The sequence below is a fragment of the Pseudomonas sp. TE12508 genome (assembly GCF_056279485.1).
The window spans coordinates 30,865-43,176 of sequence record NZ_JBWCCN010000024.1 but is presented as its reverse complement, the minus strand read 5'-3'; the positions used below and the strand labels follow the sequence as shown (position 1 = coordinate 43,176).

General features: G+C 54.5%; 13 protein-coding genes and 1 pseudogene. All 14 read left to right on the top strand.

Features of this window, described 5'->3' with window-relative positions; all coding sequences use genetic code 11:
- The first annotated feature begins 54 nt into the window (after positions 1-54).
- The 14 genes and pseudogenes from ACZ9IM_RS27480 to ACZ9IM_RS27415 all read left to right on the top strand — a co-directional run bounded on the left by ACZ9IM_RS27480 (position 55) and on the right by ACZ9IM_RS27415 (position 12,150).
- The gene (locus tag ACZ9IM_RS27480; RefSeq protein WP_476225512.1) at positions 55-759 is read left to right on the top strand and encodes a hypothetical protein; all 705 of its coding nucleotides are present in this window, start codon (positions 55-57) and stop codon (positions 757-759) included.
- Between the two features lie 133 nt (positions 760-892).
- A complete protein-coding gene (locus ACZ9IM_RS27475; protein WP_476225544.1) occupies positions 893-1,087 on the top strand; it encodes an AlpA family transcriptional regulator in 195 nt (64 codons plus the stop codon).
- 11 nt (positions 1,088-1,098) lie between these two features.
- Positions 1,099-1,311 (top strand): nucleotide-binding protein, encoded by a 213-nt coding sequence (locus tag ACZ9IM_RS27470; protein ID WP_476225511.1) that lies wholly within the window; start codon positions 1,099-1,101, stop codon positions 1,309-1,311.
- Positions 1,308-2,867, top strand: a complete 1,560-nt coding sequence (locus ACZ9IM_RS27465; RefSeq protein WP_476225510.1) for a ParB family protein — start codon at positions 1,308-1,310, stop codon at positions 2,865-2,867. Before ACZ9IM_RS27470 ends, ACZ9IM_RS27465 begins: the two co-directional genes overlap by 4 nt.
- A gap of 12 nt (positions 2,868-2,879) precedes the next feature.
- Positions 2,880-3,440, top strand: coding sequence for a DUF2857 domain-containing protein (locus tag ACZ9IM_RS27460; RefSeq protein ID WP_476225509.1), 561 nt, complete (start codon positions 2,880-2,882; stop codon positions 3,438-3,440).
- A 4-nt stretch (positions 3,441-3,444) separates the two neighbouring features.
- Entirely contained in the window at positions 3,445-4,593 is a 1,149-nt protein-coding gene (locus ACZ9IM_RS27455) for an STY4528 family pathogenicity island replication protein (protein ID WP_476225508.1), read from the top strand.
- A gap of 160 nt (positions 4,594-4,753) precedes the next feature.
- Positions 4,754-5,551, top strand: coding sequence for a PFL_4669 family integrating conjugative element protein (locus ACZ9IM_RS27450; protein ID WP_476225507.1), 798 nt, complete (start codon positions 4,754-4,756; stop codon positions 5,549-5,551).
- Positions 5,548-6,060 (top strand): DUF3158 family protein, encoded by a 513-nt coding sequence (locus ACZ9IM_RS27445; RefSeq protein ID WP_476225506.1) that lies wholly within the window; start codon positions 5,548-5,550, stop codon positions 6,058-6,060. Before ACZ9IM_RS27450 ends, ACZ9IM_RS27445 begins: the two co-directional genes overlap by 4 nt.
- Positions 6,057-6,455: a single-stranded DNA-binding protein gene (locus ACZ9IM_RS27440; protein ID WP_476225505.1), complete on the top strand. Its 399-nt coding sequence runs from the start codon at positions 6,057-6,059 to the stop codon at positions 6,453-6,455. Before ACZ9IM_RS27445 ends, ACZ9IM_RS27440 begins: the two co-directional genes overlap by 4 nt.
- Positions 6,456-6,737: 282 nt before the next feature.
- Entirely contained in the window at positions 6,738-8,747 is a 2,010-nt protein-coding gene (locus ACZ9IM_RS27435) for a DNA topoisomerase III (protein ID WP_476225504.1), read from the top strand.
- 464 nt (positions 8,748-9,211) lie between these two features.
- Positions 9,212-9,898, top strand: a pseudogene (locus ACZ9IM_RS27430) (DNA cytosine methyltransferase); the annotation flags it as partial.
- 778 nt (positions 9,899-10,676) lie between these two features.
- A complete protein-coding gene (locus tag ACZ9IM_RS27425; RefSeq protein ID WP_476225503.1) occupies positions 10,677-11,087 on the top strand; it encodes a hypothetical protein in 411 nt (136 codons plus the stop codon).
- Positions 11,088-11,220: 133 nt separating this feature from the next.
- Entirely contained in the window at positions 11,221-11,712 is a 492-nt protein-coding gene (locus tag ACZ9IM_RS27420) for an STY4534 family ICE replication protein (protein ID WP_476225502.1), read from the top strand.
- A gap of 135 nt (positions 11,713-11,847) precedes the next feature.
- Positions 11,848-12,150 carry a hypothetical protein gene (locus ACZ9IM_RS27415; protein ID WP_476225501.1) on the top strand — a complete coding sequence of 101 codons (303 nt, stop codon included), beginning with the start codon at positions 11,848-11,850 and terminating at the stop codon, positions 12,148-12,150.
- The last annotated feature ends 162 nt before the right edge of the window (positions 12,151-12,312 follow it).

Sequence of the window (12,312 nt, the reverse complement as noted above, 5' to 3'; positions counted from 1 at the left end):
CTTGAATCACGCTGACGTTTCTATAGATGGACATTGCCATCCACGGAACGCCCAATGAATCAAAAACATGAACAGCACGGCACCAAGGTCTTTTACAGCCCCATCGAAGCAGCCGTCCGCTGGAGCGACTTGCTTGATCAAGAGACCAGCATACTCACTGTGACATCGCTGACAGCGCCCACAACCGCGGAGGCCGTGCCGCTCTGGCCCTTATTAGGACTGAACATCGAGCGTCTTTACGACGCTATGCGCAACGGCGAGCTTGTGTTCGGTAAAGCAGGGGTAACCTCCAATAATCCGGCGTTGCTTGATGACCCACAGCTCACTATCCGGCACGTGGATCTCAAACGCTGGATAGCGAAGACTTACCCGGATCAAAAGCCTGGTTTTCTGTTCGATGAATTTGAAAAACAGCTACATAGCGCCATCGATCTCGACTCCGTTCAGGCATTGCTGCTGCAGGTCAAAACACTCAAGGCGCAATTGAGTGCACGGGCACAACCTCAACAACCAAAATCTGCTGAGAGCAAGGCTCAACTTCCGATCAGAGCTGAAACCACGTACCTGAACATCATCGGCGGCCTACTGACACTGCTCTTGGGGCAATCACCGAGCGGTGTGCGCTACTCATCCTTCAACACCCTTGAATCAGTCATCAGCGCGCTGATCGCTCACCACAACGGCCGACCTGGAATCACCGAGCGCACGTTATGGGGGAAATTCGCTGAAGCTAAACGTCAGCTTTCCGGTGATTCGTAAGCGTTGCAATTGCAGTCGCTCATTCTGCAACTGCAGTGTTTTCCGCCTTTTAACGGCATTCAATAACCAACACTTCCCACTAGACGCTACAGGGCGTCAAGGAGTGTTCACCGTGTCTCAGCAGAACGAAACAATGGCTCGGAGGGAGCCTCGCATCTTGCGGCTTTCTGACGTTGAGCAGAAAAGCGGTTTCAAGCGCGCCCACATCTACAACCTGATGAGCCAAGGCAAATTCCCGAAATCTGTGCGACTTGGAGTGCGAGCCGTAGGATGGGACGCCGCCGAAGTTGATCATTGGATTGCTGACCGTCTACAGGACCGCACCTAAGGAGCAATACCATGCGTGTGGTATCAAACATATTGACCAAAAGCGATGTTGGAACAACCACCTGCGCAGCCAAAATCGGTGGTTTGGCCACCGAAGCGGGCTTGAGCGTTTTACTCATGGAACTGGACATTCAACCCAACCTGTTGAGCATTTTCGAACTTGATAGGCGGGCGCCAGGCATCCATGAACTGTTGGTTTCTCAGTCTTGGAGGTTGCAGCAATGACCGAGAGGCGATTGGAAACCACGGCCAATTTTTTATTGGCAGAAAGCTCTATCCGGTCAGGACCTGCTGCACAGGCGTTGTGTGACCCGATCATTGACACACCATTGGTCATGACGCTGGACCAGTTGAAACCTTATGACCTGGATCCGCGGGTAACCCGCAACCCTCGGTACGATGAGATCAAGGCGTCGATTCGCCATCGAGGGTTGGATGCCCCGCCGGCCATCACCCGGCGTCCGGGCGAGCCTCACTTCCGAATTCGTAATGGTGGTAATACCCGGTTATCAATATTGAACGAGCTGTGGTCGGAGACCAAAGACGAAAAGTTCTTTCGTATTTTGTGTCTATTTCGTCCCTGGCCCCAGCGGGGCGAGATCGTCGCGTTAACTGGCCATCTGGCCGAGAACGAACTTCGCGGAGGACTCACCTTTATCGAACGAGCACTGGGTGTCGAGAAAGCCAGAGAGCTTTACGAACTGGAGTGCGGCTTACCCCTTTCACAATCGGAATTGTCGCGACGTCTGAGCGCTGATGGTTACCCCATTCAACAGTCGCACATCAGCCGCATGCGCGATGCAGTGCAGTTCCTGTTGCCGGCCATCCCCAACGTTTTGTATGGCGGTCTGGGCCGGCATCAGGTTGAGCGCCTGGCCGTGATGCGCCGTTCAGGTGAAAAAATTTGGGAGGAGCACGCTCATGGCAAATTGATGGGCATCGATTTTGCGACCTTGTTTCAGGAAGCTCTGGTGATGTTTGACGGAGAAGCTGCCGCGTTTTCCTTACCGCGAGTGCAAGACGAACTGATTGGTCAGATGGCGCAATGGCTTGGCGTCGACTACGACACATTGACGTTGGAATCGGAATCCGGGGAGAGGCGTCAGCGAACATTGGGCGGTGAGCCGCACGATCAGTTGACGCCAGAACCCTCGACGCTCCAGCCTCCCCCTCCTACTCGCTCACCCGACGGGTCCGATTCGGCTCCCGTTAAAGCGGCTTTCAGCCCTGAACAGGGTACTGCTGACGCCCAGGACAATGCAGGACTTACCCCATCCGTTACTGATCGCCTGCAGTTGATCCAGCAAATGGTGGCCGAGCACTCCGGGGACGCGCCTCAATTGAATTCAGACTGCCTTCCTCCTTCGCAGGGCAGTCTCTTTCCGATCTCGGACATATGGAATATTGAGCCAGGCCTCGACGCACCGGAGCGATTGCGAGTCCACATCAGTCAGTTCGCCCGGGAGATCGCACTGGATGAAGCGCAAGCTGATTTCATCACTGAAGTCGATGAAGGTATTGGTTTTCGTTGCACAGCTGGATCGACACCAGAAAATCAACCGACATCCACATTGCTGACCTTGCTTGACATGTTGACTGCAAGCACGAAAACAGCAGTACCGGTGGAAATTGGTTCTCTGCTGCTGGGCTCTACCGAGCCTTGTGCCAATGCCAACAGATTGAGTGACGCCAGTCTGGTCAAGCTGTTCCGATTGATTCGCTTGGCCCGTCGCCTGATAGACCTCAAGTCCGACTTTTACCCAGACACCATAACGCGATGACAGGAGGCCTAAATGACGGCACCACACCCACTAAACCAGGCCGTAATTGCACAAGCCCTGCACGATCTGCGAAACGGCCAACTACGTCGTTGTAAAACGATGGGATTTGGTGACCAAGACCTGGCGGCACTCAAGGTGCCTGCCTTGCTCAGTGTTTTGCTCAATGCCCGTGTGCCTTGGTGCACCGTTCAAATTAATCGTGGAGTCCTGCAGCGGATCCTTCATTCGGTGGATGATGTAGAGCAGGAAATTGCCATGGTCGACCGGATGTTGCGCCTGGGCGCGAGCACGGAGATGGTCAGCAGGTTCTATGGCCTGACTCACCAAGAGGTTGCCCTGCGCCGAGACATACTGGGCCTACCCAAGCGAAAAGGACGGCACCCGGTGCTCAGTGAGGATCAGGACACCTTGTTATGGAACCGTTGGCACCCGCAATTCAAAGCTCGGGGAATCGCAGTGGACGATGATATGGCCATGTTGTTGCTCACCCTGGATCTGGCGCAAGAACTCACGTTTCCAGTTTCAGTGATATGGGCAACCTTGCACAACTGGATCGATCAAGGGCTGGTCTGACACCATGAACCGCGCAGCCCCTGCTTCGCTGTCGTCGCTGCTCGATAACGCATTGGATCGACTGCAAACAGAGGGCACGCAACCCAACGGTGACGGTTTTCTCTTCAGTGGCAATCGCCACGAAACGGTACCGAGGGCGCTGCTGCTCGATGTACGGCTGACACCACTCGAGCGCAACGCCTGGCAGGTGTTTCGGCTGCTGCTCAATGATGATGGTGTCACCGCCTTTCCCACGTACGATCAACTGCGCTGTTATCTGACATCGGTTCCATGCGGGGCGGTGGCCTCTCACGAAACCGTGGCCAAAACCCTGACGATGCTGCGTCTGACACGTTGGCTCAGCCTGGTCAGGCGTCGCCGCGACAAGAACACTGGCCGAGTACTCGGCAATTTATACGTCCTTCACGACACACCACTCAGCCCGTTTGAAGCCATGCAACTTGATCCATCGTATCTGGGATTGGTCAGTCAGGCGTTTGAACACGCGAACAAAGGAATCCAGCGAGTGGGATCGGCAGTGCTCGAAGAAATCAGCCAGGACTCTGATTTAAAGAGCCAGTTGTTGCCCAGTCGCCTGCATGTATTGACGCAGCGTTTGCATGATCAGCAAGCGGGCTGTGACAAGCCTGCCTGCGAATCCGAAGAGCCTGGATTACTCCCTCTTCGGAAAGAAAACGATCCACCTTCGGAATCCGAACCAGGTCTGCAAGGCAGTAAACACGGCAGACTTCGGGATCCGAAGACAGGAAGTACTTTAAATACAAAAGCGTTAAAAGAAGAATTACGTACTGAATCGCACGAGCAGAATGTGTGCGAACTGAGATTTCCAACGCGTTTCAGTTCGCTAACATCCACGCAGCAAACAGGTGCCAAGGTCGCGCTGATGCAGTTGACTCCTGACCTGCGTCAGGCAGTGCTTGATGAATGGGCTGCTCGCTGTCGAAACACACAAGTTCGCAACCCCGCCGGATACCTCTTCGGGATCATCCAGAAAGCCATGCACGGACATTTCACGGCATGGGCGGCGAAGTCCGACTCGCAAGACTCAATGCCTTCCACGCCAACACCCAAGCAAGTAAAAAAAGCAAAACGAGATCCAACCGTTGCTCAAACCTACCTTGCAGAGTTGAAAGGTCGATTTCAACTGCGCTGACTCCTGCCCACACGGTATGACTATCCCCTGGGGATAGTCTCCAGGCCTGCTTGACTGAGTGCTGAAATGAGGCAGCTACCCTCTGCGCTTTGTTCACTGACAGCCTTCCCCCTCTACCTCAATGCTGACCACTCATCCCTCTGTCTATGAGTGCACTCCCATGGCAAATGACATGCAACTCAACCTTGGTGCGTTACGCAGCACCATGCAACTCACCCTGCACACCCATCACGCCTCTCGCATCTGGCATGGCCGATCGGCCTCGGAAGGACGAGCCACCATCATCGGTTTGAACGGCTTCATGTCGGTCATGAACAAGATGAAACGCGGTGCCGAACAGGACGATCCTTATTCGGACGCCTGGATGCTGCGTATCGAGGACAAGCTAAACGATACAAAGGAGTGCCTGAGAGTCCTTCGTGAACAGGTTGACCAGATACTCTCAGAGGTTCCGTCCGCGTTGAGTCTGGGTGAAAACCTGAACGTACAACCGGTCAAGCTGCCACTGTTCATCAATGCTCAGCTTGGATTTATGGCGGTGTATCTTTTGGCCGATTTTGACGATTTAGCCAGGCATCTAATCCTCGCACATCACACAGCCTTAATTGATCGAAGCACCTTGGAGCAATGTCTTAACCAAGGCGCTCATGCCCTTCGCAGCCTGTTTAGCCTGGCCCAGCAGTACAAGCATTCAGGTGCCAATCGAGAAGATTTTGCGGCGAATAATGTAATTGCGCAGATCGCGAAGGAACGGTTTGGCGATATACCGCAAGACGTACTCGAGGGCTCGCGTCGATCACGTTTCGCCCCACCCATGATTCGACGCATGACCATCAACGAGCAGCAGAGCAAAAACAATGCTGCGGCAGATGAATCAGGTGGCGAGAGCGCAGACGCTCCCGAAGCTGACGACTCAAGTGCAGGCTTCTCACCTTCAGAAGAGGAAGAGCCTCGATGAGTCAGAGCTACTTCACGTCTTTGGTATCGGCAGATTTTCAGCGGCTGGCACACGCAGGCTACCTAAAAGGCCTTTTAAATCCTTTTAAAGGTAAGGGGGAGCTGGAGGTCTGGGCCAGCCAATGCTCCGCGCTTCGCGACGACCTCATTGCCTTGGCCGAGGGACGAATCCTCAGCCAGGCCCGGCGTTACCCCTTCAATCTGCTTCCAGTCCAACTGGCCCAACAAGTCACTGCTGCAGGGACGACCTTTTTGCGCTGGCGCAACCTAGACCGTACATCGATGGGGGTGGCGCTGTGGGAGCGATGCATCGAGAGCAAGGCGACACCGAATGTATTAATCAATGACCTCTTCGCCCTGGAGCAACAGCGAATAGTGCTCAACATGCAGATCAGTCTGACCCATAGCCTCACCCGCCAAGCCAGCGACTGCGCCAGCAAAATCGCGCAGGCGGAAGCGGTCTATCAACGCGTCATCCGGCGCAATACACCTAAAGAGAGCACATCATGAGCACCCATTTTTTTGGTGAAGGCAATATCGGTTCTACTCCCGAGTATCGGGAGTTTGCCAACGGCAACGATGAGCCGCGGCGTTTGCTGCGGCTGAACATCTACTTCGACAACCCTGTACCTGGCAAAGACGGTTTTGAGGATCGCGGAGGCTATTGGGCTCCTGTCGAAATTTGGCACCGCGATGCCCAACGATGGAGCGCCCTGTACCAGAGGGGCATGCGGGTATTGGTGGAGGGACGAACTGTCAAAGAGGAATGGGAGGACGCCGATGAAAAAGCCCGTGTGACGTTCAAGATCGAGGCTCGTCGGGTGGGCATTCTGCCCTTCCGGATCGACTCTGTAGTGCTGGGCACAAAACTGTCCGCACCCGATAACGATGGGGATCAACAATAATTCACAATCCCGTGAGCGGCTGCCTCAACGGTCAGCCGCTCACGTTGCGCCAAAGAACGTGCGAGGCGCCTAGCTGCAAGTTCCACTGACGGCCGCTAAGGTCCAGGCAGCGGCACATTGCGAATCTTCTGAACCAAAACCTGCTGACTTCCCCGCGGCACCTCACTCGAAGTGAATCTGCGCAGATTCAATAAGCCAAACGCAGTATCGCTTTGTGGGTCGCGATTGCGGGGGCTGCTGCGTCATCGTCACACGCATCTCAGACCTACTCAGGGCAATGACATGCGACTCTTCCTCTGCGAAAAACCTTCCCAAGGCAAAGACATTGCCCGGGTACTGGGCGCCCATCAGCGTGGAAACGGTTGTTACAACGGTTCCGGCGTCAGCGTCACCTGGTGCATCGGTCATTTGGTTGAAGCAGCCCCACCCGAGGCCTATGGCGATCACCTGAAACGTTGGTCACTGGATCAGTTACCGATCATTCCGAAAACTTGGCGCGTCGAGGTCAAAGCAAACACTGCCTTACAGTACAACATCGTTAAACGCTTGCTGACTCAGACCACTGAGCTCGTGATTGCTACCGATGCTGATCGTGAAGGTGAAATGATTGCTCGAGAGATTCTTGATCTCTGCCAGTACCAAGGTTCGATTCAGCGACTGTGGCTGTCAGCCCTCAATGAAGCCTCGATTCGCAAGGCGCTGGCAACTTTGCGATCGGCCAATGATACCGTACTGCTGTATCACTCTGCCCTCGCCCGCTCCCGCTCAGACTGGTTGATCGGCATGAACCTGAGTCGGCTGTTCACCCTGCTTGGCCGACAGTCGGGGCATGGTGGTGTGCTCTCAGTCGGTCGCGTTCAAACACCGACGTTACGTTTGGTCGTTGATCGAGATCGCGATATTGCTCGCTTCATATCAGTACCCTACTGGGCTATCGATGTGGTGCTGGCGCTTGGAGGACAGCCGTTCAACGCGCAATGGATGCCTGCGCCAGACACGGTGGATAATGCCGGACGCTGCATTCGGCAAGCGGCCGCACATCAATCGCTTCGGTCCCTTCAGGGAGCTTCGCAGGCCCAAGTCACCTCGGTGGATACGCAACGAATGCGCGAAGCGCCTCCACTACCCTTTGACCTCAGCACGCTGCAGGAAGTGTGCTCAAGGCGTTTAGGGCTTGACGTGCAAGAGACTCTGGACATCGCGCAATCGCTCTACGAAACCCACAAAGCCACGACCTATCCTCGTTCTGACTCCAGCTATCTCCCCGAAAACATGTTTAGTGAGACGGCGACCGTTTTAGACTCGTTGATGATCAGCGATCCTAACCTTGCCTCTGTAATTGAGGCCGTTGATCGCACCCAACGTTCGCGAGCATGGAACGACAGCAAGGTCAGTGCTCACCACGGAATCATTCCAACACTTGAGCCATTCAAGATGGATGCGCTAAGCGACAAAGAACGGGCTGTTTACGAACTGATACGGTCTCACTACCTGGCGCAGTTTCTGCCGCATCATGAATTCGACCGAACCTGCGCACAATTCGAATGCGGCGGACAATCTCTTCAGGCCACAGGCAAGCAAATCGTGGTGATGGGATGGCGCAAAATATTGGATGATGCCCAGGAGGCAAGCGAGGATGATTCCGCACAACGGAGTCAGGTCTTGCCGCCCCTTAGCTCTGATAGCTGTTGCAGCGTGCAACACGCTGAATTGAAGACCCTCAAGACTTGTGCGCCCAAGGCATTCACCCAAGGCGAATTGATCAAGGCCATGAAAGGCGTCGCAAAGTTCATCAACGACCCGCGTCTGAAGCAGACTCTGAAAGACACGTCGGGCATTGGTACAGAAGCGACCCGTTCCAACATTATCAACGGCTTGTTAAGTCGGGGGTATTTGTTCAAAAAGGGGCGATCGGTTCGAGCCTCTGATGCTGCCTTTACCTTGATTGATGCCGTGCCGGCAGCCATCGCAGACCCTGCCACCACCGCGATCTGGGAACAGGCTTTCGACATGATCGAGACCGGTCAGATGACGCTGGACAGCTTCATAGCCAAACAAGCCGAGTGGATCACGCAGTTGGTCGAGCATTACCGAACCACCACCCTGTCGATTCAAATTTCAGGGCCTGCCTGTCCAGTATGTGGTGCACCAATGCGTCAACGACAAGGTAAGCACGGTGCATTCTGGTCCTGCACCCGTTACCCCGAATGTAAAGGTGTCTTGCCCGTCGAGGTCAAGGCAGGCCCTGCATCTAAATCCCGAAAGCCACGCCGCTCAACGCCAAAAAGGTAGCGAGCGGGTTTGCCCAAGCACGTCTCTCCTTCTGAAATAGCGTGCGCGGACAGTCCGATCATTTGATCGCTGACGAGAAGGACTTATTTATCATTGATGCGCTCAAGGCGCGTCACCTTCATTTAGAAGTTCACTCCCCAAGGGTTCCCTGATCACTTTGATCAAAGCGATCAGGAAACCCTTCGGGGTGGACGTAATCGGTACCGGCACCCACCGGTCAAACAATGGGTTCCCTTTGTACACGGATGTGTGCCTCACGATGCGACCCACGCCACGACACGGGTCGGGTGTGAATGCTGCAAAGGGCCTGGCAATAACGAGCGCCATGATCCTGCGTAGCCTACCGGTGGCTTCCTTGTTTCAGCCGAAGGTTGAGCCTTCGGCACCTTAGTCCCTTCCCCTCTACCGCGCCTCTCCAGAATTTCCTCTGGCAAAAAAACGCGCAACAGCGAAGGACTCACCCAATGAACCATCCCTTTACCGGTCTTCAGTACGCCAGTGTCTGTAGCGGAATTGAAGCCGTCAGTGTCGCTTGGCAACCTCTTGGAATAACGCCCGTCTGGTTCGCCGAGATCGAGCCATTTCCCTGTGCGGTTCTGGCCCATCACTACCCCGAGGTGCCCAATCTAGGCGACATGGCATTACTGGCAGAGAAGGTGCTCAGTGAACACATTCCTGCCCCGCCCATCTTGATTGGAGGCACACCCTGCCAAGCCTTCAGTATCGCAGGATTACGCGCCGGTCTGGCTGATCCGCGCGGTGTGCTCAGTCTCAAATACGTGGAACTCGCCAATGCCATCGATCAAATCCGCTGCAGTCGAAATGAACCTGAATCAATCATTGTCTGGGAGAACGTACCTGGCGTGCTCAGCGACAAAGGCAACGCCTTCGGCTGCTTTCTCGCGGCGCTTGCTGGAGAAGAAAAGGTGCTGGAGCCGCCAAGGAAAACGTGGTCGCACGCAGGTGTTGTGCTTGGCCCCCAAAGAACAATCGCGTGGCGAATCCTGGATGCCCAATATTTCGGCGTGGCCCAACGACGCCGTCGTGTGTTCCTTGTCGCAAGTGCTCGACTCGGGTTTGATCCCGCCGCGATACTTTTTGAGCCCGAAGGCATGCGCCGGGATAGTCCGCCGGACCGCTCGCCGGGGCAGATTGCTTGCGCCTATCATGGAACGAGCGCTGATCCGGATGATGGCCTAGAACAGCTTCATGTCTTCACAAACACATACGGGATGGCCAACGGCCAAGGGGGCGCAGAAGTTTCACTGGAGTGCTGCCCTACGCTGACCTGTAATCACGACGTGGCATTCGTCGTTTACGAACCGCCAGAGCTGACACATAGCGAATCCGTTGGCCCCCCTGACATCCTTGAAGATGGAGTGGTTCGAGCCAATCCAATCACACCAGAATCAAGCCACAAGGTTCGTCGCCTGCTCCCTAGCGAATGCGAGCGTCTTCAAGGCCTACCCACTGGTTACACCAGAATTGCGAGGCGCTATTACGCGACCAAGCGCGTCAGTCGTAGCCGCCCAAATGATCTTTGGGAGCCCATGAAAACTGGCTGGATGCTGATAGCAGCCGATGGTCCAAGGTACAAGGCCATTGGCAACAGCATGGCCGTGCCCTGCCTTACCTGGATCGGAAAAAGACTCCTGGCTGCTCTCTAAATAGGGTGTGGAGGTTCGAGGTATTCATCGCTGACAGGTCTGGGCTCGAAGCTCAATCTCTGGGTTCGCATCACTGGTTGCTAACCAGTGCCTGCCCAGGCAGCCGAGGTCTTCAGGGTTGCGACGTGAATTCTCACGTTGACCATGCCAGTCCGCCAAGCATCACCTCTGCGGACCCACGCCTTGTACGGCGTTGATGCCTATCCCTCTTCGCGCTCTTCCAATTGGATGCAGCGTTTATCCAGATACCAAGGAGCACCTTATGAAAACTTCCATTGTTTCTCAGCTTTCTTCGTTACCTGTATCGGGCTATAAGCAGACCGATCAAGCGCAGGATTTAGCGAGTACCTCAGCTGCATTCCTATACGCCTGGAAACAGGGCGTCGCGTTAGCGGGTCCAACCTATTTTGGCGATTGCACAAAAAACAGTGTGGAAAACGCCAAGTGCAGATGCGACCTACGTCCTGACCTCCTAGTGATCAATCACTCCTTCCAGGTACTCAGTACCAATGAACGCATTTTTCTGGCGGCCATGGTCAGCTTTTACGACCCGGTAGAAGGTAATGCTCTTCTTAATCAGGTGGGTTTTTTGGGGCTAGCCAATTTGGGGCCTTTAGATCAGGAGCGGCGTGACGTTATCGCTTCGTTGGTCATGCATTATCACGGCTGGTAATTAAGCCATCTCAGTTCATCAGTAGTTCAGTCACATTCATTAGTGGGCCATACAACTCACTCACCTATCGGGGGCCAACCACCCCTGCTGGGTTGGCGCGCCTCCATCCGCTTTCTCTAGCCTGGAGGCACGCATGAACAATGCTAACTCTGAAACTTCGTACTTCGATCTTCATATCACTGGACTGGGTTATCTCAATCGCATACGCGAAGTGAAACTCAGGAAAGGTGAATCATTTTTAGCCTGTGACATTGCAGCGCTCAATGGTCCTACCGATTCACCGGAGTACCGACGCTTCGATGTACGAGTGACGGGTGAGGAAGCGCAAAACCTAGTTCGTCGCTGTATGTCAGCTGTTGCATCGGAACAAAAGGTACTGATCGGTTTCCGCCTTGGAGACCCGTGGGTGGACACCTTTACGTATTCCAAAGGCCTGAACGTCGGGCAACTGGGCGTCAGTTTTAAAGCTCGGTTGCTGTTGGTGAACTGGATCAAAATTAATGGCGTTCTAGTGCACAAACGTGAGCCGGCGGCTCAGGACGGCGACAGCGATGTTGATTCAACGAACACAGTGAGTTCCTCCGCAGCGACTATCGCAGAGCCAGAGCCGGAACCGGCATTTTGATTACTGATCCTTCTGCGGGTCGTGGGTTTTCTTATTTGCACTAACCATTAGAAGACGTTTCGTCTTCCAACCAACCCTCGTGAGCCATGCCTCCCGAGGGAGTGTCATGGCCCATCTTTGAACAGGAAACAGACCATGATTATTCTCAAATTCGGCTCCTCGCTTAAGCCTTTTTCCGAGCTCGGGGCCTTGGTATTGACCAAAGGCGTGGATGCATTGGTTCGATCGGAACGATTAGATCCATTTTGCTACTTCGGCCGCCACTTACAGGGCGACTGGGGAGACGTCTGCGATGAAGATCGCAGGGTCAACGAAGATGCGTTGATTTCAGGTGACCGACTGATGTCTGTCTATAAGGTCGAACCGGGGCTGACACTCTGGATCATCACTGAAGCAGACCGCAGCGTGACCACCATTCTCCTACCTGAAGAGTATTGAAGCCCTTTACAAGTAGCGCGACTTACTCATTCAGACGAACAATCCAACTGTTCTTCTCAACGGCCTCCTCGGAGGCCGTTTTTCTTTTCCGATGTTGAATACGAGCGCTCACTGTTTCTCATTGATGGCTGCCTACAACCGTACAGCCTGCGATGTTCCCTG